Here is a 23,107-nt window from a genome sequence, read left to right on the forward strand (position 1 = left end):
GACTGTGACCGTCCGCCTGATCGCGACCGATCTCGACGGGACACTGCTCGACTCCTCGGCATCGGTCACGCGGCGCACCCGCGCGGCCCTCGACGCGGCGCGCGCCCGTGGCATCCACGTCGTCCCGGTGACCGCTCGCCAGCCGATAGGTCTACGCGCGCTCGCGGACGGCGCGGGCTTCGACGGCTGGGCGCTGTGCAGCAACGGCGCCTACGCGACGCATCTCGTCGATGGACGGATGCTGTTCGCGGAAGAGCTTCCGGCAGAGACGATCCGCACCCTGGCCGAGGCGCTGCGCGCCAGCATCCCCGGACTGCTGTTCGCGAGCGTGCGTGAGGGCGGCGAGACGTTCGTCGCGCAGCACGGCTATGCCGAGATCGCCGATCTCGCCGACCACAAACGCGATCCACGCACGATGGGCGGCGTCGAGCTCGATCATGTGCTGGCCGCACCCAGCCTCAAGCTCGTGATCCGGCACCCAGAACTCGCCCCGACGGCGTTGTTCGACGCGCTGCGCGACCTCGGGCTGACCGGTTTCGAGGCGACGCTCTCAGGCGCCCCGTTCGTCGAGGTCATGGCCGAGGGCGTGACCAAAGCCACCGGGCTCGCGCGCCTCTGCGAGCACCTCGAGATCGACCGCCGCGATGTGATCGCTTTCGGCGACGCCCTCAACGACGTCGAGATGCTGCGCTGGGCCGGCCACGGTGTGGCGATGGCCGGCGCGACGGACGTCGTGCAGGACGCCGCGGATGAGACGACCACCTCGAACGACGACGACGGGGTGGCGAGGGTGATAGAGCGGGTGCTCGGCGCCCGCTGAGCAGGACAGTGAGAACCCGGCCCCTTCCGCAGAAGTCACCGGGTCCTCGTCGCCAACGCCGTCAGCTGCGCACGCGCCGACGACGCACGAGCAACAGGCCGGCGAACAGCAGGCCGGCCGCCATCATCGACGCGAACGCGGGCACATCGGCACCGGTGTTCGCCAGCGTGTCGCCACGAGCCGCGACCGCGCCCGCACCCGCACCCGCTGCCGTCGTGGTCGGAACCGCCGCGATCGGTGCTTCGGGGGCCGGTGCCCGGGTCACCTGCAGAGCGACGCTCGCCACCACCTCCGACTGCGCGTTCAGCGCCACGAGCGTGTGCGCTCCCGGAGGCGTGTTCGCGGGAATACGGAAAGTACCGGTGAGCGCGCCGTTCGCGTCGGCGGTCAGGGTTCCCAGAGCCACCGGAGTCGAGCGCAACTCGAACGCGATCGTCGCGCCAGGGGTGAACCCGGTACCCGAGACGTCGATGTCACCGCCGGCGCGGGTGGACGCGATCGAGACCGTCAGCTCGGGCTCCGGTTCGGGCTCGGGTTCCGGTTCAGTGATCGGCACGAGAGTGAAGTCGATGCCGTCCACTGTCGTGGAGGCGACTGCCGTGACGGGGGTCGCGAGCTCCGCCGTCTCGACGCCGTCGTAGAACTGGGGCCTCGCCGTCGTCGGGCTGTCGTTGTAGAAGATCGCAGATGCCTTGAGGATGTACGTCCCGGCAGGGATGTTGAGGGTGTACGCCCCGGTCTGCCGATCGGCGATCACATACCCGACACGTTCGCTGCCGTCCCACGCTTCGACGAGCATCTCCCGGTCTTCCGAGCTCGCCATCGTGACCGTGCCGGCGATGGTCGCCGCTGCGTCGAGCTGTGCGTCGACACCCGTGACGTCGTCGCCGGCCGCGACCACCACAGAGGTGGCGTCCTCGGGGACGGCGGCGTCGTCCCAATACTCGTCGAGCAGGCCGGAATCGAAGGCGTCGAAACTCACCAGGTAGGTCCCCGGCGCGACGGCGACGCGAAAACTGCCGTCACTGCCGACGAATGCGAACCGCATGTCTCGGTCGATGCCGCTGACCGTGACAGAAGCGTTGACGGGAGAACCGTCGGCGGTCTTCGTCACGGTGCCGCTGATGTAACCGACGCGTTCGAGTGCGGCATCCACATTCGTCACCGTCTGCTTCTCGACGATCGTGATGAGCGTCGCGGCGTCCCAGCCGTATGCGTCGTCCCAGAACTCCCACGCCAGGTCGGGGTCAGGCGACCCGAAATACAGGCGGTAGGAGCCGCCAGGAAGACCGCCGAGGTGGTACTCGCCGGACGCGTCGGCCTGGGTCGATGCGACGATCTCGTTGTTGTCCGAGAGTGCCGAGACAGTGGCGCCCGCGACCGCTGAGCCGTCCTGCGCCCGGGTGACGATGCCCTCGATGGCGCCGCCGGTGCTCAGCGACGCGTCGATGTCGGCGACCGACGCACCGCCGGCAATGACGACAGGAGTGGCGGCCGAGGAATCTGTGACTCCATCCCAGTGCTCGCGCATGAGGTCCGTCCCGCCTCCGGCCCAGAACGACACGACGTAGGAGTCGTCCGCGAGTCCACGAAGGGTGTAGTCGCCGTTCTCGTCCGTGAGGGCCGTCGGTGTCACCCACGCGCGCCCGCTCACCGACACGCTCACGCCGGAGATCGGAGCCCCGTTGTCTTCGCGTGTCACGGTGCCGCTGATCGTTCCGGTGCCCTGAGGCGCCGGTGGCGGTGGCGGGATCAGTGCCGGAGGCGGCATCAGTGCAGGGGCGAGTGCTGGCGCAGGTGCGAGTGCAGGCGCGTCCTCGACGACCGCCGGCGCGGGTGCGGCGTCACTGAGTGTTGCATCGGCGGCGGCACCCTCGAGCGAGGCGGCGTCGCCCTCGAGCGGGTCGGCTGCGATGTCGTCGGTCGTCGCGATCACCTCGCCTGTGGTCGCCCCGGGATCGATCGTCGGATCGCCCTCCACAGCTCCCGCTGCGGTCGCTCCCCCGAGTGCGAGTGCGATCGCCGCCACCCCACCCAGAACTGCATGAATCAGAGCGCGTCGTTGCGCCATAGCTCCACCCTCCGACGGAAGTCGAGCACGCCGTGAACGGACCCTGCGCCGGACCTCGGAACCGCGGCCGTTCCGGCCGCGTTGAGTTGAAGCTATCGGATCGCCACGCAGGAGGGAAGAAGCGGACGATATACCGTTTCAGTCCTCGAAGGTGCCGACCTCGGGCACCCGATCCGTCCGTCCGTAGCGCAGCAGCATCACTCCGCTGTCGTCGGCGACCGGCGGCTCGAGCAGTCGCAGCACCGCCGGCTCGGCGCCGTCGTCAAAGACCTTCTTGCCCGTGCCCAGAAGGATCGGATAGACCCACAGGTTGAGCTCGTCGAACAGACCCTCGGCCAGCAGCGAGTGCGCGAGGTCCATGCTGCCGATCACGTGCACCTCGTCGTGCCGCTCGCGCATCGCGGCGATCTCCGCGGCGAGGTCGTCTCCGACGCGCTCGCTGCCCTTCCACGACAGATCGAGGTCGGCATCCCGTGTCGCCACATACTTCGGGACCCGATCGAAGAGCCTGCCGATCTCCCCCGACGGACCGTCGGTGTGATGCGGCCAATACGCGGCGAAGATGTCGTACGTGCGGCGCCCGAGCAGCAGCGCATCGAGCCCCTGCATCCCCCGCTGCACCTGGGGCCCCATCCCGGACGACGGATACCCCGCCTGCCAACCGCTGAACTCGAAGCCTCCGGACGGATCCTCGTCGATACCGCCCGGCCCCTGTGCGACGCCGTCGAGGGTCATGAAGAGGTCGATCAGAATGCGTCCGGTCATCAGAGTGCTCCTTCGCACGAGAGGGCGGCGATGTTCACAGTATGCGCTCGTTCTGCTCGGCGGGTGCCGGCACCTCCGCGCCCCAGCGGCCGAGAGCCTCGATCGCCTCCCGCAATGCGACGCCTCGCTCGGTGAGGGCATAGGCGCGCGTGTTGTGCCGCAGGGGCAGTCGCCGCAGCACTCCGGCCGCTTCGAGCTCGCGCAGACGTGTCGCGAGGATGTTCGTCGGAGCTCCGAGCCCCCGCTGCAGATCGCCGTATCTCTGCGGCCCGTCGAGCAGCTTCTCGACGATGAGCAGGGCCCAGCGGGCACCGACGACGTCGAGGGCTGCGGCGAGGTCGCTCACGCGCCCGGATCGGCGTCCGGCTTCATCCAGAACGGCGAGTAGTGATAGCCGTCCGGATCGTCGAACTGGCGCTGATACATGAAGGGGTAGTCGTCGGTGTCGCCGATCCGACCGCCGGCGGCAGCCGCGCGGTCGACGAGCTCGTCGACCGCCTCACGACTGTCGAGGTCGAACGAGACAGTGACCTTCGAGGGGGTGTCAGGGCCGCCGATCACGTCTTCCGTGCCGCCGACGCTCGCATACATCTCGCGGCTGCCGAGCATCACGTACTGCTCGGGCGCGATCATGAAGCACGACACATTGTGATCGGACATCTCGGCGTTGAGGGTCCAGCCGAGAGCGGTGTAGAACGCGGTGGCCCGGTCGACGCTCTCGACGGGGCAGGTGATGAAGAGGCTCATGCGCCAACACTTGCAAAATACAAGTGACGCGTCAAGAGCTTCTGCGGTCCCGCCGCAATCCCACCAGCGCGAGCACTCCGGCTCCGGCCGTGAGCGCGGCCACCGCCGCGAGACCGACGCCGGGGACGGATGCCGTCGCCACGGCGCCCGCCACGAGAGGGCCACCCGCATCTCCCAGCTCGCGCCCGAGTTCGGCGCTGCCCATCGTGCGGCCCATCCGCTCCGGCGGTGTCGATGCGGCCAGGTGCGAGAACGCGATCGGCGTCGCGACCCCGACGCCGATGCCGACCAGCAGCGCGGTGACGACGAGCGCCGCCGGAGTCTGCGTGACCGCGGCGAGCGCGATGCCGGCCGCGATCAGCGCCAGGCCGCCGACGGCGCCTGTGCGCACCGAGATGCGCCCGCGGTCATGCGCGGCGCCCACGAACGGCTGAGCCACGCTCGACGCGATCGCGAGCGCGGTCACGATGGCCATGCTCCAGACGATGTCGAGCCCGGCCTGCCGCCCGAGCAGCGGGAGGAATCCGACGGCGACCGCCAGGGCGCCGGTCGTCGCCGCCAGCACCAGGGTCGGGACGAGGAATCCGGGCGCGATCAGCTCTCGACCGAGATCGACGAGCGTGACTCGCTTGCGGGGCAGCACGGCGACCCGTGGCACCGCTGCAGCGACCCACAGTGCAGCGCCGAGACCGAGCACGGCGAGCGCCCAGAACAGCGCGGGCAGGCCGCCCCAGACCACGAGCACGGCGCCGATCAGCGGACCGAGCGCGTAGCCGAGACTCTTCCACGAGCCGTAGCGACCGAAGTACTTCCCGCGGGTGGCATCGTCGGTGAGCCGGGCGACGGCAGCCGACGACGACGGCGAGAAGGCTGATGCCGCCGCCCCCTGCCCGAATCGACCGATGACGAGTCCGAGCATGCCGGGAACCACGGCGCCGACGACCGAGAACGCCGAGAACGCGAGGAGGCCGCCGATGATGACAGGGCGCACGCCCACCCGGTCGCTCAGCGCGCCGAACAGCGGCTTGAGAAGCACCTCGGCGAGGTCGTAGAGCGCGAGGGTGAGCCCGAACGCGAGCAGCGTCCACCCGATGTCCTCGGTCTCCGCGCCCAGTGCCGCCGCGATGCCGTGGGCCCCGAAAGCGGTGGTGAATCCGGCGAGGTACAGCGGGGCGAGGCGGGGCTTCGCGGTGTGCGGAGTCGAGGTCACGCTCGATTCTCGCAGGATCGCGTGTCTGCACGTCACCACGGCCCCGCCACGATCCCCCGTGCGGGGGATGCCGCCGCATCCGCCCCGGCTCTACGGTAAGAGGATGTCTGCAGCGCCGTTCACCCGCATCCCCAGCGTCCGCGAGCAGCGCAGCGACCTCGTGCTCGCGGCGGTCATGTTCGTGGGCGCCGTCCTCAGCGCCGCTCTCTCGACCGTGGCCGACATCTACGGCGACACCCGGGCAGAACCGTGGACGGCTCTCGTCTACGCGGTCGCGGTCACCGCACCGCTGGCCGTGCGTCGGCGCTGGCCGGCCCCGGTCGCGATCGCCGTGTCGCTGGCATACTTCCTCGCCATCTCTTTCCAGGTGCCCGAGATCTATGTCGGCAACATCGCCATGTTCGTGTCGCTCTATACGGTCGGCGCCTGGATGAACAACCGCCGGGCCGCGATGATCGTGCGCGTCGGCATCATCCTCGGCATGTTCGTCTGGCTGATCATCACGATGTACCGCGAAGCCATCGAAGAGGCGGCGAAGGCCGAGGTCGCGGCGGGACTCCTGTCTCCGTACCTCGCGTTCATGCTCATCCAGCTGCTGCTGAACGTGCTGTACTTCGGCGGCGCCTACTACTTCGGCGAGCGCTCCTGGCACGCCGCACGCGAACGCGCGGTGCTCGAGCAGCGCACGGCCGAACTCGAGCAGGAGCGCGAGGTGACCGCGGCGCAGGCCGTCGCCCTCGACCGCGTGCGCATCGCCCGAGAGCTGCATGACGTGGTCGCCCATCACGTGTCGGTCATGGGCGTGCAGGCGGGCGCCGCTCGTCTCGTGCTCGATCAGGACCCTGCGAAGACCACGAGCATCCTCAGCGGCATCGAGGACTCCGCGCGCGATGCGATCCACGAGCTGCGGCAGTTGCTCGAGACGCTTCGCACACCCGGCGGCGAGACGGCGGATGCCGCGTCGACCGTGACGCTCGACGACATCCGCTCGTTGGTCGACGCGTCGTCGGAGGCGGGACTGCCCACCGACTATGCGGTGATCGGCACCCCGAGGCCCGTGCCCTCGGTCGTGTCCGTGAACCTGTATCGCATCACCCAGGAGTCGCTCACGAATGCTCGGCGTCATGCCGGCGTCGGCGCGACCGCCGATGTGCGCGTGCGCTACGACGATGACGGGGTCGAGGTCGAGATCGTCAACACCGGTCGCGCCGTGGCCGTGCTTCGCCCCGGACTCGGTCAGCTGGGCATGCGCGAGCGCGCCGCGGCATCCGGTGGCACGCTCGACGTCGCTCCTCGCGCGGCGGGAGGTCTGCGGGTGCGGGCTCGAGTTCCGCTGACCGGCGCCGGCGGCGCGCAGGCCGCGTCGCCGATCGAGACGGGTGTCTCCACATGAGCGGGTCCGACGCACCCATCCGCGTCCTGCTCGTCGACGATCACGCGATGCTGCGAGCCGGATTCCGGACGATCCTCGACACGCAACCCGACATCACGGTGGTCGGCGAGGCGGCGACCGGCGCCGACGCCGTGGCGCAGGCATCCGCTCTGCGCCCCGACGTCATCACGATGGACGTGCAGATGCCCGACATGGACGGCATCGAGGCCACTCGGCGGATCGTCGCCGACCCGGCGGTCGGAGCGGCCATCGCGATCGTCACGACTTTCGATCGCGACGACTACCTCTATCAGGCGCTGGACGCCGGTGCGAGTGGCTTCCTGCTCAAGAACGCCGGCGCCGAGGATCTCATCGCCGCGGTGCGGGCCCTCGCCGCGGGCGACGGGATGCTGGCACCCGAGGTCACACGACGCGTACTGGCTCGGTTCACGACGGCCCCCGGACCGGCATCCGCACCGGCATCCGCCTCCGTGCCGTCGCAGGTCGCAGCGACCGTGCTCGCCGACCCGCTCACCGACCGTGAGGCGGAGGTGCTCGTGCTGCTGGCCGATGCGCGCAGCAACGCCGAGATCGCGAGCGCCCTGTTCATCGGAGAGGCGACAGTGAAGACGCACGTGTCGCGCATCCTGCAGAAGCTCGGCGCGCGCGACCGCGTGCAGGCCGTCGTCCTCGCGCACCGGATGGGATTGGCGTGACCTCGACACGCGATAGCCTCTGACGCATGCCGACCGCCGCGCCCCTCTCCCGACCGATCCTGGCCGGGGTGGTCACCGCGCTGGTCGGGTTCACGAGCTCGTTCGCCGTGGTGCTCACGGGCCTCAGCGCCGTCGGAGCGACCCCCGAGCAGGCCGCCAGCGGGCTGCTCGCGGTCAGCCTCACGATGGGGCTCGCCTGCGTCGTCCTCGCCTGGCGATATCGGATGCCGATCACCGTCGCCTGGTCGACTCCCGGCGCCGCCCTCCTGGCCGCCACCGGAGCAGTCGACGGCGGATGGTCGGCAGCGGTCGGCGCGTTCCTCGTCACGGCCGCGCTCATCCTGCTCACGGCGCTGTGGCCCGCTCTCGGCACCCTGATCGCCCGCATCCCTCCGTCCATCGCGCAGGCCATGCTCGCCGGAGTGCTCCTGCCCCTCTGTCTCGCACCGATCACCGGACTCGTGGCGAATCCGTGGGGCGTGGTTCCCGTGGTGATCACGTGGTTGGTCTTCGCGCGTCTCGCGCCGCGGTGGGCCGTGCCGCTCGCCTTCGTCGCGGCAGCGGTCGTGGTGGCCGTCTCGTTGGTGCAGGAGAGCACGGCAGTGGATGCCGGACTCCTCGTCCCCCGGATCGAGCTGACCGCCCCCACGTTCACGGTCGGCGCTCTGGTCGGGGTGGCGCTGCCGCTGTTCATCGTGACGATGGCCTCGCAGAACGTGCCGGGCATCGCCATCATGCGCAGCTTCGGCTACGAGGTCCCCTGGCGTCCGGCGATGCTCGTCACGGGTGTCGGCACCGCGATCGGCGCGACGGCAGGCGGCCATGCGATCAACCTCGCGGCGATCAGCGCGGCCCTCGCCGCTTCACCCGACGCCGATCCCGACCCACGGCGCCGGTGGGTCGCCGGTGTCTCGACCGGCGTCTCGTACCTCGTGCTCGGCGGCTTCTCGGCAGCGTTCGCCGCACTGGTGCTGCTCGCTCCCGACGCAGTCATCCCGGCTGTCGCGGGGCTCGCGCTGTTCGCCGCCTTCGGGTCGTCGGTGCAGCAGGCGATCGACGACCCCGGCGAGCGCATCCCCGCCGTGGTGACCTTCCTGGTGGCGGCATCCGGCATCGCGGTGCTGGGCGTCAGCGCCGCATTCTGGGCTCTCGTGGCCGGACTCCTCGTGCGCACCGCTCTGCACGCCGGCCGTCGCTGACGCTGCGGAGAAGGCGCTCGGCTACCGTGGACGCGTGACAGTTCCCACGCCTGCTCCTGTGCCGTCGGCCGGTGCTCCCGCCGGGTCCTTCGACGCCCGCGCCCTGCTCGATCCGGTGAATCCCGCCGAGGTCGACGCGTTCGCACGCGCCCAGCGCACCGCTCACCCCACGTCGGCCGCACGGATCATCGCCTGGGTCGGCGTCGGATTCGCGCTGCTCTGCGTCGTTCCCATCTTCGGGATCATGATCCTCGGCCTCGGCTATGCGGTCGGTCAGGAGGCGGGGGTCGCCGTCGCCGCGCTCATCGGGCTCATGCTTCTCGCCGGCATCGTCGTCGGCGTCGTGATGCTCGTGCGCCGCAGCATCCGCCTGCGCAACATCACTCGCTTCCGCCTCGCGCGATTCGCCCGGGCCAACGCCATGAGCTATCTCGACCGCATCGACGAGCCGCCCCTGCCCGGCATGATCTTCTCGTCGGGCTCGAGTCGGATGTCGACCGACGTGCTGCGCGGCGTGGAGCCGCGTTTCGTCGAGTTCGGCAACTACCAGTACACGACCAGCAACGGCAAGCAGTCGACGACGCATCGCTGGGGATACGTCGCGGTCAAACTCGACGTGCCCCTGCCGAACATCGTGCTCGACGCGCTCGGGAACAACACGCTCGGCAGCACGCTCGCTGGCGCCTTCAGAAGCGACCAGCGCCTCTCGCTCGAGGGCGACTTCGACCGCTACTTCTCGCTCTACTGCCCGACGGGCTATGAGGTCGATGCGCTGTACCTGTTCACCCCCGATGTGATGGCGCGCTTCATCGACCACGCCGCGCAGCTCGACGTGGAGATCGTCGACGACTGGCTGTTCCTCTATGCACGACGCGATGTCTCGACCCTCGACCCGGCCACCTGGGCGTGGCTGTTCGGAGCCGTCGGGGCGCTTCTCACGAAGCTCGACCAGTGGGCGCGCTGGCGCGATGACCGGCTGCGGCTCACGCAGCATCCGGGATCCCCGGCAGCACTGCAGGGTCCAGGGCAGATTCCAGGGCAGCATCCTGGCCCTTATCCGGGAGCTCCCGCCCTGCCGTTCGCTGCGCCCGCAGGGCTGCTCACTCCCCCGCCGCCGGGCGTCGCCCTGCCCGGCCAGCGCCTCCGGCGACGCAGCCCCTGGCTGATCGTCGGGATCATCGTCGGCGTCATGTTCGTCGTGACCATGGCCCCGTTCGCGCTCGGGATCCTCTCGGTGCTCTTCCTGCGTTGACGCGGGCTCTCCCCCGCACGGCGGACCACCGTCGCCTCCCGCGCTGCGCAACTCCACCCGCAGATCCGCCACGTGGGGGATGCCGCGGTCCCGCACCGCGCCATAGCGTGAAGGCATGACCACAGGAAAGCTCGTACTCACCGGCATCACCAAGAGCTACGGCTCTCGGCGCGTGCTCGACGACGTCTCATTCGAGGTGGCGCCGGGGCGCCTCACCGGGTTCGTCGGCGGCAACGGCGCCGGCAAGACCACGACCATGCGCATCGTCCTCGGGCTGCTCGGCTCCGACGGGGGCACCGTCGCACTCGACGGTCGGCCGCTGTCGAGCACCGACCGGCGCCACTTCGGCTACATGCCCGAAGAGCGCGGCCTCTACCCGAAGATGAAGGTGCTCGAGCAGATCGTCTACCTCGCCCGTCTGCACGGCTTCAGCAAGGCGGATGCCGAGTCGCGCGCGACCGCGCTGCTCACCGAGCTGGGACTCGGCGAGCGCCTGGGAGACACGATCGAGTCGCTGTCGCTCGGCAACCAGCAGCGCGCGCAGATCGCCGCCGCCCTCGTGCACGACCCCGAGGTGCTCATCCTCGACGAGCCGTTCTCGGGCCTCGACCCGCTCGCGGTCGACGTCGTCGCGTCGGTGCTCCAGGCGAGCGCCGCCAAGGGAGCGTCGATCCTGTTCTCCTCGCACCAGCTCGATGTGGTCGAGCGGCTCTGCGACGATCTGGTGATCCTCGCCGGCGGCACGATCCGCGCGGCCGGCTCGCGCGACGGGCTGCGCGCTCAGCACGCCGGCGACCGCTACGAGCTGGTCTCCGCCGGGGATGCCGGCTGGCTGCGCGCCGAGCCCGGCGTGACCGTGATCGATTTCGAGGGCGGCTACGCCCTGTTCGACGCCGAGGACGCCGACACCGCGCAGCGCGTGCTGCGCACCGCCGTCGAACGCGGAGACGTCGCGAGCTTCGCCCCCAAGCATCCGTCCCTCGCCCAGATCTTCAAGGAGGTCATCCAGTGAGCACCTCGAACACCACCGGGTCTGCAGGCTCGCCCTCACAGGCATCGATGATCTGGCTCGTCGCCGAGCGGGAGATCGGGTCGAAGTTGCGCAGCAAGGCGTTCCTGATCTCCACCGGAATCCTGCTGCTGCTCGCCCTCGCCGGCATCGTGATCGGGGGCTTCGCGAGCAAGAACACCGATGCGATGCCCGTCGCAGTGACCTCCGAGACGGCATCCGAGGTGTCGGCTCTCCCCTCAGTCGAGATCACCGAGGTCGCCGACCAGGCCGCGGCCGAAGAGCTCGTGCGATCGGAGAAGGTCGACGCCGCGGTGCTCCCCGGCGACGGACCGACCGGGGTGACGATCATCGCTCTCAAGGACGCCCCGACCAGCCTCGTGTCGGCGCTGTCGCAGGCACCCGACATCGAGATCCTCGAACCGGCCACGACGAACCCGCTGCTGCGGTACTTCATCGCGATCGCGTTCGGAGTCGTCTTCATGGGTGCGGCGGCGACCTTCGGCGGCACCATCGCGCAGAGCGTCGTGGAGGAGAAGCAGACCCGCGTGGTCGAGATCCTGCTGTCGACCATCTCGGCCCGCACGCTGCTGGCGGGCAAGGTGATCGGCAACACGATCCTCGCGATGGGTCAGATCCTCGCCCTCGCCGCGGTCGCCACCATCGGTCTCATAGCGACGGGTCAACGCGAGGTGCTGTCGACCCTCGGCGCCCCGATCATCTGGTTCGCCGTGTTCTTCCTCTTCGGCTTCATCCTGCTGGCGGCCCTGTTCGCCGCTGCCGCATCGATGGTCTCGCGTCAGGAGGACATCGGCTCGACCACCACCCCGATCACGATGCTGATCATGGCGCCGTACATCCTGGTCATCTTCTTCAACGACAACCCGCTGGTGCTGACGATCATGTCGTACGTGCCGTTCTCGGCTCCGGTCGGCATGCCGATGCGGCTGTTCGTCGGCGAGGCGCAGTGGTGGGAGCCGCTGCTCAGCCTCGTGATCCTGCTCGCCAGCTGCGTCGCGGCGATCATGATCGGCGCGAAGATCTACGAGAACTCGCTGCTGCGCATGGGGTCGCGGGTCAAGCTCGGCGAGGCGCTGCGCGGCTGAGGTCGCTCGGACACCCCTCCATCGACGAGGCCCCACCCCGCAGACGTCTGCAGGGTGGGGCCTCGTCGTTCAGACGGTCACAGTCCGGGATCAGATCAGGCCCTCCGACAGGGTCGTGGGGTTGCCGAACCGGTGGTTCGTGATCGAGACGGCCTGCTCGTGCAGGAACGGCAGCATCTCGACGCGACCCGCACCTGTCACGGCGTGCGACCAGACGGCGACATCAGGCGTGCCGCCGAGGGCCTCGAACAGAGCCGACGCATCGCCGCCGACCAGGCGCACGCGCTGCCAGGTGTGCTCGGCCTTCGCCGCGGCCTTCGCGTAGCGCTTGACCCAGGCGGCGTCGTTCTCGATCTTCGGAGTCACGCCCTGCGCGCGCAGCGCCTTCTCGACGCGAGACGGCAGAGCGGATGCCGACACCGTGAACGGGCTGCCGCTGCGCAGCGCAGCGGCGATCACGCGGATGCCGTCGGCGAGCGACGCCGCCTCGGCGATGCGCACGTCGACGGCGACCGGGCGGTACCGGAACACGTTGCGCTCGACACCGAGACCGGACTTGTCGCTCACGGCGCCGAACTCGTCGACCCAGGCACGCTCGTCGGATGCGGCGGCGCGATGCAGCCACTCGATCTCGACGGCGCCGAGGTCTGCACCCGCAGCGGCGAGCACGGCCTCGACGGCCGAGTTCACGGCGGCGCCGGGCGCTGCGGCGGGAAGTTCGGCCGGGGCCCACTCTCCGAGGCCGAACAGGTAGTTCGGGCCACCGGCCTTCGCGCCGGCACCGACCGCGGAGCGCTTCCAGCCGCCGAACGGCTGACGCTGCACGATCGCGCCGGTGATACCGCGGTTGACGTAGAGGTTGCCGGCCTCGACCTGGTCGAGCCAGGTGGCGACCTCATCGGAGTCGAGCGAGTGGATGCCGGCGGTGAGGCCGTAGTCGACGGCATTCTGCAGACGGATCGCCTCGTCGAGGTCCTTCGCGCGCATGATGCCGAGCACGGGTCCGAAGAACTCCGTCAGGTGTGTGGTCGAGCCCGGAGCGACGCCGATCTTGACGCCGGGAGTCCACTGACGCCCCTCGTCGTCGAGCTTCTTCGGCTCGACGAGCCAGCGCTCGCCCTTTTCGAGAGTCGTCAGCGCGGTGAGCAGCTTGCCGTTCGCCGGCTCGATGATCGGTCCCATCTGGGTCGCCGGGTCGTCGGGCAGGCCGACGCGCATCGAGGTGACGGCGTCGACCAGCTGACGCTCGAAGCGCTGCGAGTCGGCGACCGAGCCCACGAGGATCGCGAGCGATGCCGCCGAGCACTTCTGCCCCGCGTGGCCGAACGCGCTGCGGGCGACGTCGGCGGCCGCAAGGTCGAGGTCGGCCGACGGCGTCACGATGATCGCGTTCTTGCCGCTGGTCTCGGCGAGCAGCGGCAGGTCGGAGCGGAACGAGCGGAACAGCTGCGCCGTCTCGTAGGCACCGGTGAGGATGACCCGGTCGACCTCGGGGCTGGCGACGAGGCGCGTGCCGAGATCGCGGTTCGCGAGATCGACGAGGGCGAGCAGGTCACGCGGCACACCGGCCGCCCACAGCGCCTCGACCATGACCGCGCCGCAGCGCTGCGTGAGCTTGGCGGGCTTGATGATCACACCGGAGCCCGAGGCGAGGCCGGCGAGCACTCCACCGGCGGGGATCGCGACCGGGAAGTTCCACGGCGGCGTCACCACGGTGACCTTCGACGGGACGAACTCCGCACCCGAGACGTTCTCGAGGTCGAGGGCACGCTCGGCGTAGTAGTGCGCGAAGTCGATCGCCTCCGAGACCTCCGGGTCGGCCTCGGCGATGGTCTTGCCCGCCTCGTGGGCCATGATCTCGATCAGCTGGCCGCGACGGGCTGCGAGCTCGTCGCCCGCGCGGTGCAGCACGGCCGCACGCTCGGCGGCCGGCAGGGCGGCCCACCGCACGGCGGCGGCGGATGCGGCGGCGAAGATGCCATCGAGCTCGTCGGTCGTCTCGACCTTGGCGAGAGCGATCGAGTCGAGACCCAGAGTCGACTCCACCGACCGCGCCAGGATCTCGCGACCCCAGGTGCGGTTCGCGGCGATCGCCGGGTCGCTGTCGGGCTGGTTCTCGAAACCGGTGGTGACCTCACCACCGGCACCCGCGGCGGCCTCGGCCGCACGGTCCTGCACGCGGTTCGACGAGGGCACGGAGCGGTCGGCCTCGAGACCGGCCAGGGAGCGCTCGAAGCGCTCACGCTCGCGAGTGAGCAGTGCGGGGTCCGATGCCAGCTCGAACACGGCCGACATGAAGTTCTCCGGGCTCGCGTTCTCCTCGAGGCGGCGCACGAGGTACGCGATGGCCACGTCGAACTCGGCCGGGTTCACCACGGGCGTGTAGAGCAGCAGCTGACCGACGTCCTTGCGGACGGCCTCGGCCTGACCCGTCGCCATGCCGAGGAGCATCTCGTACTCGACGGCATCCGTCACCCCGCGGGCCTGCGCCAGCAGCCAGGTGTACGCGATGTCGAAGAGGTTGTGTCCCGCGACACCGATGCGCACGGCATCCAGTCGATCGGGCGTCATCGACCAGTCGAGCACGCGCTTGTAGTTCGTGTCGGAATCCTGCTTGGTGCCGTAGGTGGCGAGCGGCCAGCCGTGCACCGCCGAGTCGACGTGCTCCATGGCGAGGTTCGCGCCCTTGACGACGCGCACCTTGATCGGCGCACCGCCCTTCGCGCGGCGAGCCGAGGCCCACTCCTGGAGATGCTGCATCGCGCCGAGCGCATCGGGCAGGTAGGCCTGCAGCACGATCCCGGCCTCGAGCTTCTCGAGCCCGGGCTGGTCGAGGATGCTGGTGAACGCCGCGATCGTCAGGTCGAGGTCGCGGAACTCCTCCATGTCGAGGTTGATGAACTTGGTCTTGCCGGCGGCCTCCGAGGTCGCGGCGAGCTCGTACAGGGGGGTGAGCTTCTCGACGACGTCGGCCACGGCCTCGTCGAACGACCACATCGACAGCTGGCTGACGACGCTCGACACCTTGATCGACACGTAGTCCACGTCCTTGCGGGCGAGGAAGTCGTAGGTGCCCTGCAGGCGGCGGCCGGCCTCACGCTCGCCGAGCACCGCCTCGCCGAGGAGGTTGAGGTTCAGGCGGTTGCCGCTCTTGCGCAGCTTCGCGATCGCCGGGCCGAGCTTCGACGGCGTCGCGTCGAGCACGAGGTGCCCGACCATCGCGCGCAGCACGCGGCGCGAGATCGGCACGACGACGCCGGGCAGCTTCGGCGCCCAGAAGCCGCCGGTCTTGATCGCGGCGCGGAGGTAGCCGGGCAGCAGCGAGGGCGTGATGTCCGAGAGGTCGGCGAGAGCGCGGCCGGCGACACTGAGGTCTTCCGGGCGCATCACGCCGTCGACGAAGCCGACCGTGAAGGCGAGTCCGTTCGGGTCCTTGAGAACCTCGGAGAGACGCTGCGCTGCGGGCTCGACGGGGTGCGTCTCGCTCTCGGTGAGCCAACGCTGCACGAGGGCGGCGACCTCGTCGGTGCTCGGCGTGGTGTCGGGGGTGGTGGTGTCGGCGACGACAGTCATCGGGGTGAGCCTTCCAGGGGGATCGCACACCCGGGAACGTGTGCGGCTCGATCATTGTCAGCCTCGCCGGTAGGCTACGTCTATCAACCGATTCGGGACCATTCTGTTCAGCCGGAGTGAACGATGGGGACGACTCCGAAAGGCTCAGGATGCTCGACGTCAACCGACTGCGGATGCTGGTCGAACTGTCTCGTCGCGGCACGCTCTCGGCCGTCGCCGATGCGCTCTCGTACAGCAAGGCTTCGGTGTCGCAGCAGCTCAGCGCCCTCGAACGAGACGTCGGCGTCCCGCTGCTCCGCCGGGTGGGGCGCGGCGTGCAGTTCACCCCGCAGGGCACCGTGCTCGTGGCCGAGGCGATCGGCATCCTCGATCAGCTCGAACACGCCGAGGTGGCGGTCGCCGAGTCGCTCACCGAGGTGACCGGCACCGTGCACATCGCGGTCTTCCAATCGACGGCGCACTCCCTGCTCCCCGGGGCGCTCAACGCGCTGCGCGAGCAGCATCCGGCCCTGCGCGTCGAGGTCACCGAGAGCGATCCCGAGACCGGGCTCGTCGGCGTCTCGAGCCGCGACTTCGACCTGATCCTCGCCGAGCAGTACCCCGGTCGCACCCGCCCGATCCACGCCGATCTCGATCGGGTGGTGCTCGTGCACGACTCCATCACGCTGGCCAGGAAGCCGGGGACCCGGGATGCCGAGGACGCCGTCGCCGCGCTCTGGTCGACCAGGGATGCGCCGTGGGTGCTCGAACCCGCAGGCACGGCGTCGCGAGCCTGGGCCGAGCAGCTGTGCCGCACCGCCGGCTTCGAGCCCGACGTGCGCTTCGAGGTCGCCGATCTCACGGCGCACGTGCGTCTGATCCGCGCCGGTCTCGCCGTCGGACTCCTTCCCGAGCTCGTGTGGGCCGGCGAGGCACCGACCGTCGCGCTCACGCCGCTGCCCGATGAGCCACGTCGGGAGATCTTCTCCTCCGCTCGTCGGGTATCGGCCGCAGCGCCGTCGATCCGTGCGGTGCGGCGAGCTCTCGCCTCCGCCGCATCCCGCAACCTGCTGGACTGAGCGCGGATCGTCCCCCGACGTCATCTCGCGTCATCGGGAATATGCGTTCACATACATCTGTTGAGACCCTCGTACCCGGACGAAGGAGTCCGATCGACTCCTTTTCGAAAGGCACTTCCGTGAGCACTCCCGTGATCGACCGCACCGCCCCCACCGAGCACCCCGTGCTCGACGTCCTCGCCGGGCGCTGGAGCCCCCGCGCCTACGACGCCGAGACCACGATCGACGACGCCAAGCTGAACGCCGCCCTCGAGGCCGCACGCTGGTCGCCGTCGGCCTACAACCTGCAGCCGTGGCGGTTCATCGTCGCTCGCCGCGGCACCGCACTGTTCGACCAGGTCGTCGACTCGCTGGTCGAGTTCAACCAGCTCTGGGCCTCGAAGGCCTCGGCGCTCGTCGTCGCGATCGCCGAGACCGAGTCCGAAGAGGGCAAGGCGATCAGCCACGCGGTCTACGACCTCGGCCAGGCCGTCGCGCACTTCTCGGTGCAGGCCCACCACGAGGGTCTTCTCGTGCACCAGATGAGCGGCTTCGACCCCGAGGTCATCCGCGAGTTCGCCGACCTGTCGCCGCGATTCTCCGCCCTCACCGTCATCGCTGTCGGTGAGCTCGGTGACGCCGCCGGTCTTCCTGAAGGACTCCAGCAGGGCGAGGTCGCCCCGCGCGTGCGTCGCCCGATCGACGAGACCGTCATCCTCAGCGCCTGACGCATCGCCCACGGGCGACACACAAGAGGGGCGGATGCCATGGCATCCGCCCCTCTTGTCATGCCCGGGGGTGACCGAGGCACATGGCCGGGTCCTACTCGTCGAGCAGCTCGGCGTCGATCACATCGTCGTCGTCGGATCCGAGATCGGGCTCGGGTGACGTCGACGTGAGCATGAGCCCGCTGCCGTCGACCGCGACGTCGACCCTGACCAGGTCGCCGTCGTGCACTCCGCCCGAGAGCAGCGCCGTGGCCAGCTTGTTCTGCACCTCGGTCTGGATGAGACGCCGCAGCGGCCGGGCGCCGAACATCGGGTCGTAGCCGCGCTCGGCGAGCCACGACCGTGCGTCGGGGGTGACCGCCAGAGTGAGTCGCCGATCGCGCAGGCGGTCGTGCAGCTGGTCGATCGACAGCTCGACGATCTGCGCCAGGTCGTCCTGACTGAGCGCGGAGAACATCACGATGTCGTCGAGACGGTTGAGGAACTCGGGCCGGAACGCCTGGTGCACCAGCGCCATCACCTGCTCGCGCTTCTCATCGGGCGACAGCGTCGGATCGATGAGGATCGGCGAACCGAGGTTCGAGGTGAGGATCAGGATGACGTTCGAGAAGTCGACCGTGCGGCCCTGTCCGTCGGTCAGTCGGCCGTCGTCGAGAACCTGCAGCAGCACGTCGAAGACCTCGGGGTGCGCCTTCTCGACCTCGTCGAGCAGTACGACGCTGTAGGGACGCCGTCGCACGGCCTCGGTCAGCTGACCGCCCTGCTCATAGCCCACGTACCCGGGAGGGGCTCCGACGAGACGGGAGACGGAGTGCTTCTCGCCGTACTCCGACATGTCGATGCGCACCATGGCGCGCTCGTCGTCGAACAGGAAGTCGGCCAGGGCCTTCGCCAGCTCGGTCTTTCCGACACCGGTCGGGCCGAGGAACAGGAACGATCCGGTCGGGCGACCGGGGTCGCTGATTCCCGCACGCGAGCGCCGTACGGCATCGGAGACGGCCTTCACGGCATCCTTCTGCCCGATCAGGCGCTTGCCGAGCTCGGATTCGAGGTGCAGCAGTCGCTCGCTCTCACCCTGCAGCAGTCGTCCGACGGGGATGCCGGTCCATGCGGCGATCACGGCGGCGATGTCCTCGTCGGTGACCTGCTCATTGACCATGCGACCCTCGGTCGACACCGTCGCCTCGGCCTGCTCGGCCTCGGCGATGTCGCGTTCGAGGCGCTTGATCGTCTCGTACTCGAGCTTCGAGGCGCGCGTGTAGTCGGCCTCCCGCATCGCGAGGTCGCGCTGGGTGATCGCATCGTCGAGCTGCTTCTTCAGGTCGCCGACACGGTTGAGGCCCTGGCGCTCGCGCGCCCAGCGGGCTTCGAGCTCGGCGAGCTGCGCCTCCATGCCCACGAGCTGCTCGCGGAGGGCCGCGAGCCGCTCTTTCGACGCGGCGTCCTTCTCGCGCTTGAGCGCCAGCTCTTCGAGCTTCATGCGGTCGACCTGACGCTTCAGCTGGTCGATCTCGACCGGAGACGAATCGATCTCCATCTTGAGCCGCGACATCGACTCGTCGATCAGGTCGATCGCCTTGTCAGGAAGCTGCCTGGCCGGCAGGTACCGGTTCGACAGTGCCGCGGCGGCGACCAGCGCGCTGTCGGCGATCGTCACCCCGTGATGCGCTTCGTAGCGGCCCTTGAGCCCCCGGAGGATCGCGATGGTGTCCTCGACCGTGGGCTCACCGACGTAGACCTGCTGGAAGCGACGCTCGAGAGCGGCGTCCTTCTCGATGAACTCGCGGTACTCGTTGAGAGTCGTCGCGCCGATCAGCCGCAGCTCGCCCCTGGCCAGCATCGGCTTGAGCATGTTCGACGCCGCGACCGAGCCTTCGCCGCCGCCCGCGCCCATGAGCACGTGCAGCTCGTCGATGAAGGTGATGATCTGCCCGTCGGATTCGGTGATCTCCTTGAGGACGCTCTTCAGCCGCTCCTCGAACTGGCCGCGGTACATCGCCCCGGCGACGAGGGCCGAGATGTCGAGCGACACGAGCTCCTTGTCCTTGAGCGACTCGGCGACGTCACCCGCCACGATGCGCTGGGCGAGCCCCTCGACGACGGCCGTCTTGCCGACGCCGGGCTCGCCGATCAGCACGGGGTTGTTCTTCGTGCGACGGGTGAGCACCTGGCTGACTCGACGGATCTCGCTGTCTCGCCCGATCACGGGGTCGAGCTTGCCCTGTCGGGCACGGTCGGTCAGATTGATACCGAACTGCTGGAGGGCGGACTGCTGGTCATCGTTCTGGGGACTGCTCTGCGGGCTTGGCATGTGTTCCTCCTGGGGAGACTCCTTCGGGTCGGCATCCACAAAGTTGAGTGGATGTGACTCAAGTTTAGCGCATTCTGCGCGCGGCATCCAGGATCACGCGGGCGACCTCGCGCTTCGATCCGGCGGCGGATGCCACGACCTCACCTCCCGCCCCGACGATCTCGACCGCGTTGTCGCGCTTCTCGAAGCCGTGATCGGCGTTCGCGAGGTTCACCGCGAGCAGGTCGACGCCCTTGCGCTCGCGCTTGCGGCGAGCGCGCTCGCGACGTTCGTCCGCGTCCTCCGAGGTCTCGGCCGCGAAGGCGACGATGGTCTGCCCCTGCGGCGCACGGCCGTCGGCGCGGGATGCCGCGAGCGCGGCGACCACGTCCTCGTTCTCGACCAGGTCGAGGTGCGTGAGAACGCCCTGCTCCTTCGTGAGCTTGTGCTCCGACACCGTCGCGGGGCGGTAGTCGGCGACGGCGGCGGCCATGATGACGATGTCGGCAGCCCCGGCGGCATCCTTCATCGCGTCGGCGAGCTCGGCCGCGGTCCCGACCGGGACGACCCTGACGGACGGATGCCGGGCATCGGCCAGCACATCGGCTGAGATGTTGGCGGCGACCAGCGTGACGTTCGCGCCGCGGGCTGCGGCGTCCACCGCGAGCGCGATGCCCTGTCGGCCGCTCGACCGGTTGCCGAGGAAGCGCACGGGATCGATCGGCTCCCTGGTGCCGCCCGCGGACACGACCACCGCCAGCCCGCCGAGGTCACGCGGCGCGAGGAGCGCGAGGGCCGCCTCGAAGATCTGCTCCGGCTCCGACATGCGGCCGGGCCCGCTGTCGCCGCCGGCGAGCTCGCCGTCGGACGGGCCGACCAGGTGCACTCCGCGCGACCTCAGGGTCGCGATGTTCGCCTGCGTGGCGGCGTTGCGCCACATCTCGGCGTGCATGGCCGGCGCGAGCAGCACCGGAGCCTCGGTCGCGAGCAGCGTGGTGCCGAGCAGATCATCCGCGATGCCCGCGGTGATCTTCGCGATCGAGTTCGCCGTCGCGGGGGCGACGATCACCAGGTCGGCGTTCTGGCCCAGTGCGACATGACGCACCCGCGCGACGTCGTCATGCACGCTCGTCGTGACCGGATGCCGGCTCAGAGCCTCCCACGTCGGGGTGCCGACGAATCGCAGGGCGTCCTCGGTCGGAACGACGGTCACCTCGTGTCCGGCCTTGGTCAGCAGACGCACCAGGTGCACTGTCTTGTATGCGGCGATGCCACCCGTAACCCCGACGACGATGTTCACGGTTCGATTCTGCCCCAGCATCCGACGTCGCGGGCCCGGGACTGCGACGCGCTTCTAGACTGGATCTCGTGTGCACCGTGGTGATCGATGTGGCCGGATCCGAGACCGCGCGACTGCTCGCAGTGCGCGATGAAGACCCGCAACGGGAGTGGGATGCCCTCGGCGAATGGTGGCCGGACGCCTACCCCGGGGTCTCGGGCATCCGCGACCGGCGTGCCGGTGGCGCGTGGCTCGCAGTGAATGCGGCGGAGAGACGACTCGCAGTGCTGCTGAACCGCGCCGACGTCGTGGATCTCGCGGCAGACGTCGCCGTCTCTCGCGGTTCGCTCGCCCTCGAATCGGTCATGGGGCGGTCCCCGGTGGCTCCGCTTCCCATGCACGGCTTCAACCTGCTCGAGGTTCGGCCGGAGGGAGCGCGCGTGCTGAGCTGGGACGGCGCGGAGCTGCGCGAGACACCGCTCGGCGACGGCATCCACATGATCGCGCACGACGACCTCGACGACCTCGGCACTCCCCGGATCGCGGCGTGGCTGCCGGAGTTCCGGGCGCTCGGGCCCGCGGCCGACAGCGGCGACTGGACCGGCGAGTGGACGACCCTGCTCGCCTCGTCGGCGCGGTTGGACCCGGAGGACGATCGGGCGATCATCCGCGACAACCGTCCGCACGGATACCCGACCCAGTCGCTGCTGTACTGCACCGCCGCGGTCACCCCCGACAGCGTCGACGTCGACTATCGCGCGCTTCCCAGCCCCGGCCACTGGGACCACTGAGCAGCGTGCGTCGCTGAGCGCAGCGTGCGGCGCTGAGCAGCGTGCGCCGCTGAGCGCAGCGTGCGTCGCGCGGTGCCGCGCTCAGGCCGCAGACGACTCGCCGTCGTCGGCGCACGAGAAGCGCGCACGGTAGGCCGTCGGGGTGGTGCCGAGCACCCGCGAGAAGTTCTGCCGCAGCACGGCCGCCGACCCGAAGCCGCACTCGTCGGCGATCTGCTCGAGCGACAGATCGCTGCGCTCGAGCATCCGCTGGGCGTGCAGCACACGCTGCCGCGCCAGCCAGGCCGCCGGAGTCGCGCCGTACTCCGCCTTGAACCGTCGGGCGAACGTGCGGGGAGACATGAGCGCGCGGGCCGCGAGCTGGTCGACGCCGAGGTCGTCGCGGAGGTGCGCGACGGCCCAGTCCGCGACGGCGGCGAGCGAATCGTTCTGCGCGACGGGGATCGGACGGTCGATGAACTGCGCCTGGCCTCCGTCGCGCTGCGGCGGCACGACCATGCGACGGGCGATGCGGTTGGTGAGCTCTGCCCCGAGTTCGATCCGCAGCAGGTGCAGGCAGGCGTCGATGCCCGCCGCCGTGCCTGCGCTCGTGATGATGCGGTCGTCCTGCACGAAGAGCACGTCGGGGTCGATGTCGATCTCGGGATACATCTCGGCCATCACGTCGGAGTACATCCAGTGCGTGGTCGCCCGACGCCCGTCGAGCACTCCGGCGGCGCCGAGGATGAAGGATCCGCTGCAGATCGTCAGCACCCAGGCGCCGCGCGCGACCGCGTCGCGGGCGACCTCGAGGAGCAGCGGGTCGATCTGCGTCCAGTACTCCCGGGGAACCGGACACAGGATGACGAGGTCCGCTTCGTAGGCGAACGACAGGTCGTGCTCGACGTTGATCGAGAAGCCGAGCTTCGACTGCACGACACCGGGGTGCGGAGCGACGACCCGGAAGTCGAAGTTCGGGACCCCGTCGTTCGACCGGTCCAGTCCGAACGCCTCGCAGGCGAGGCCGAACTCGAACGGCGCGAATCCGTCTTGGACGACGCAGGCGACGGTCTTCATCATGGCGCTCTCCCGGTTTGGCAGTTTTCCTACGTGCAGAGTCTATTCTGCCACTCGTGGCAGATCAACAGTGATCGTAGCGTTTC

General features: G+C 69.7%; 19 protein-coding genes. 10 read left to right on the plus strand and 9 right to left on the minus strand.

Translation table 11 applies throughout. The annotated features are described in order from the left end of the window. The first annotated feature begins 4 nt into the window (after window positions 1–4). A complete protein-coding gene (locus tag BMW26_RS16005) occupies window positions 5–820 on the plus strand; it encodes a Cof-type HAD-IIB family hydrolase (RefSeq protein ID WP_072592024.1) in 816 nt (271 codons plus the stop codon). Between the two features lie 61 nt (window positions 821–881). Here BMW26_RS16005 and BMW26_RS16010 read toward each other — a convergent pair whose 3' ends face one another. The 5 genes from BMW26_RS16010 to BMW26_RS16030 form a co-directional block, all read right to left on the minus strand. Next, the gene (locus tag BMW26_RS16010) at window positions 882–2,891 is read right to left on the minus strand and encodes a carboxypeptidase-like regulatory domain-containing protein (RefSeq protein WP_083569401.1); all 2,010 of its coding nucleotides are present in this window, start codon (window positions 2,889–2,891) and stop codon (window positions 882–884) included. 138 nt (window positions 2,892–3,029) lie between these two features. Continuing rightward, window positions 3,030–3,656 carry a dihydrofolate reductase family protein gene (locus BMW26_RS16015; protein WP_053098026.1) on the minus strand — a complete coding sequence of 209 codons (627 nt, stop codon included), beginning with the start codon at window positions 3,654–3,656 and terminating at the stop codon, window positions 3,030–3,032. Window positions 3,657–3,690: 34 nt separating this feature from the next. Next, window positions 3,691–4,002 carry a winged helix-turn-helix transcriptional regulator gene (locus BMW26_RS16020; protein WP_072592026.1) on the minus strand — a complete coding sequence of 104 codons (312 nt, stop codon included), beginning with the start codon at window positions 4,000–4,002 and terminating at the stop codon, window positions 3,691–3,693. After that, window positions 3,999–4,403, minus strand: a complete 405-nt coding sequence (locus BMW26_RS16025) for a VOC family protein (protein WP_053098028.1) — start codon at window positions 4,401–4,403, stop codon at window positions 3,999–4,001. Before BMW26_RS16025 ends, BMW26_RS16020 begins: the two co-directional genes overlap by 4 nt. 31 nt (window positions 4,404–4,434) lie before the next feature. Then, complete coding sequence (locus tag BMW26_RS16030) at window positions 4,435–5,613, minus strand: MFS transporter (protein ID WP_072592388.1); 1,179 nt, start codon at window positions 5,611–5,613, stop codon at window positions 4,435–4,437. 103 nt (window positions 5,614–5,716) lie between these two features. Between BMW26_RS16030 and BMW26_RS16035 the strand changes: the two genes are divergently transcribed. From BMW26_RS16035 to BMW26_RS16060, 6 genes are all read left to right on the plus strand, one after another. Next, a complete protein-coding gene (locus BMW26_RS16035) occupies window positions 5,717–7,006 on the plus strand; it encodes a sensor histidine kinase (protein ID WP_072592027.1) in 1,290 nt (429 codons plus the stop codon). Next, on the plus strand, window positions 7,003–7,701 hold the full coding sequence (locus BMW26_RS16040) for a response regulator (RefSeq protein ID WP_072592028.1): 699 nt from the start codon (window positions 7,003–7,005) through the stop codon (window positions 7,699–7,701). The genes BMW26_RS16035 and BMW26_RS16040 overlap by 4 nt, the downstream gene beginning before the upstream one ends. A 26-nt stretch (window positions 7,702–7,727) precedes the next feature. Beyond that, on the plus strand, window positions 7,728–8,900 hold the full coding sequence (locus BMW26_RS16045; protein ID WP_053098031.1) for a benzoate/H(+) symporter BenE family transporter: 1,173 nt from the start codon (window positions 7,728–7,730) through the stop codon (window positions 8,898–8,900). Window positions 8,901–8,934: 34 nt separating this feature from the next. Next, window positions 8,935–10,152, plus strand: a complete 1,218-nt coding sequence (locus BMW26_RS16050) for a hypothetical protein (protein ID WP_232224490.1) — start codon at window positions 8,935–8,937, stop codon at window positions 10,150–10,152. Window positions 10,153–10,267: 115 nt separating this feature from the next. Then, window positions 10,268–11,164, plus strand: a complete 897-nt coding sequence (locus tag BMW26_RS16055) for an ABC transporter ATP-binding protein (protein WP_053098032.1) — start codon at window positions 10,268–10,270, stop codon at window positions 11,162–11,164. Window positions 11,165–11,211: 47 nt separating this feature from the next. Beyond that, complete coding sequence (locus BMW26_RS16060; RefSeq protein ID WP_053099273.1) at window positions 11,212–12,267, plus strand: ABC transporter permease; 1,056 nt, start codon at window positions 11,212–11,214, stop codon at window positions 12,265–12,267. 90 nt (window positions 12,268–12,357) lie between these two features. Here the strand turns inward: BMW26_RS16060 and BMW26_RS16065 are convergent, their stop codons facing one another. Continuing rightward, entirely contained in the window at window positions 12,358–15,840 is a 3,483-nt protein-coding gene (locus BMW26_RS16065; protein WP_072592030.1) for a bifunctional proline dehydrogenase/L-glutamate gamma-semialdehyde dehydrogenase, read from the minus strand. Window positions 15,841–15,989: 149 nt separating this feature from the next. Between BMW26_RS16065 and BMW26_RS16070 the strand changes: the two genes are divergently transcribed. Together BMW26_RS16070 and BMW26_RS16075 are read left to right on the plus strand one after the other, a co-directional pair. After that, a complete protein-coding gene (locus BMW26_RS16070; protein WP_053098034.1) occupies window positions 15,990–16,898 on the plus strand; it encodes a LysR substrate-binding domain-containing protein in 909 nt (302 codons plus the stop codon). A gap of 119 nt (window positions 16,899–17,017) precedes the next feature. Further along, complete coding sequence (locus tag BMW26_RS16075) at window positions 17,018–17,605, plus strand: nitroreductase family protein (RefSeq protein ID WP_053098035.1); 588 nt, start codon at window positions 17,018–17,020, stop codon at window positions 17,603–17,605. A gap of 94 nt (window positions 17,606–17,699) precedes the next feature. Here BMW26_RS16075 and BMW26_RS16080 read toward each other — a convergent pair whose 3' ends face one another. Both BMW26_RS16080 and coaBC read right to left on the minus strand, forming a co-directional pair. Beyond that, entirely contained in the window at window positions 17,700–19,916 is a 2,217-nt protein-coding gene (locus tag BMW26_RS16080; RefSeq protein ID WP_072592031.1) for an ATP-dependent Clp protease ATP-binding subunit, read from the minus strand. 64 nt (window positions 19,917–19,980) lie between these two features. Further along, on the minus strand, window positions 19,981–21,195 hold the full coding sequence (coaBC, locus tag BMW26_RS16085; RefSeq protein ID WP_072592032.1) for a bifunctional phosphopantothenoylcysteine decarboxylase/phosphopantothenate--cysteine ligase CoaBC: 1,215 nt from the start codon (window positions 21,193–21,195) through the stop codon (window positions 19,981–19,983). A 68-nt stretch (window positions 21,196–21,263) separates the two neighbouring features. Here coaBC and BMW26_RS16090 point away from each other — a divergent pair, with 68 nt between their 5' ends. Beyond that, a complete protein-coding gene (locus tag BMW26_RS16090) occupies window positions 21,264–21,965 on the plus strand; it encodes an NRDE family protein (RefSeq protein ID WP_072592033.1) in 702 nt (233 codons plus the stop codon). Between the two features lie 81 nt (window positions 21,966–22,046). Here the strand turns inward: BMW26_RS16090 and BMW26_RS16095 are convergent, their stop codons facing one another. After that, complete coding sequence (locus BMW26_RS16095; RefSeq protein ID WP_171822003.1) at window positions 22,047–23,021, minus strand: GlxA family transcriptional regulator; 975 nt, start codon at window positions 23,019–23,021, stop codon at window positions 22,047–22,049. Between the last annotated feature and the right edge of the window lie 86 nt (window positions 23,022–23,107).

The sequence above is a fragment of the Microbacterium sp. 1.5R genome (assembly GCF_001889265.1).
Lineage (GTDB): Bacteria > Actinomycetota > Actinomycetes > Actinomycetales > Microbacteriaceae > Microbacterium.

Coding starts and splice junctions, on each gene's coding strand:
- BMW26_RS16010 (WP_083569401.1), bottom strand. CDS start 2,891: ATGGCGCAACGACGCGCTCTGATTCATGCAGTTCTGGGTGGGGTGGCG.
- BMW26_RS16015 (WP_053098026.1), bottom strand. CDS start 3,656: ATGACCGGACGCATTCTGATCGACCTCTTCATGACCCTCGACGGCGTC.
- BMW26_RS16025 (WP_053098028.1), bottom strand. CDS start 4,403: ATGAGCCTCTTCATCACCTGCCCCGTCGAGAGCGTCGACCGGGCCACC.
- BMW26_RS16035 (WP_072592027.1), top strand. CDS start 5,717: ATGTCTGCAGCGCCGTTCACCCGCATCCCCAGCGTCCGCGAGCAGCGC.
- BMW26_RS16040 (WP_072592028.1), top strand. CDS start 7,003: ATGAGCGGGTCCGACGCACCCATCCGCGTCCTGCTCGTCGACGATCAC.
- BMW26_RS16045 (WP_053098031.1), top strand. CDS start 7,728: ATGCCGACCGCCGCGCCCCTCTCCCGACCGATCCTGGCCGGGGTGGTC.
- BMW26_RS16055 (WP_053098032.1), top strand. CDS start 10,268: ATGACCACAGGAAAGCTCGTACTCACCGGCATCACCAAGAGCTACGGC.
- BMW26_RS16060 (WP_053099273.1), top strand. CDS start 11,212: ATGATCTGGCTCGTCGCCGAGCGGGAGATCGGGTCGAAGTTGCGCAGC.
- BMW26_RS16065 (WP_072592030.1), bottom strand. CDS start 15,840: ATGACTGTCGTCGCCGACACCACCACCCCCGACACCACGCCGAGCACC.
- BMW26_RS16070 (WP_053098034.1), top strand. CDS start 15,990: ATGCTCGACGTCAACCGACTGCGGATGCTGGTCGAACTGTCTCGTCGC.
- BMW26_RS16080 (WP_072592031.1), bottom strand. CDS start 19,916: ATGCCAAGCCCGCAGAGCAGTCCCCAGAACGATGACCAGCAGTCCGCC.
- BMW26_RS16095 (WP_171822003.1), bottom strand. CDS start 23,021: ATGAAGACCGTCGCCTGCGTCGTCCAAGACGGATTCGCGCCGTTCGAG.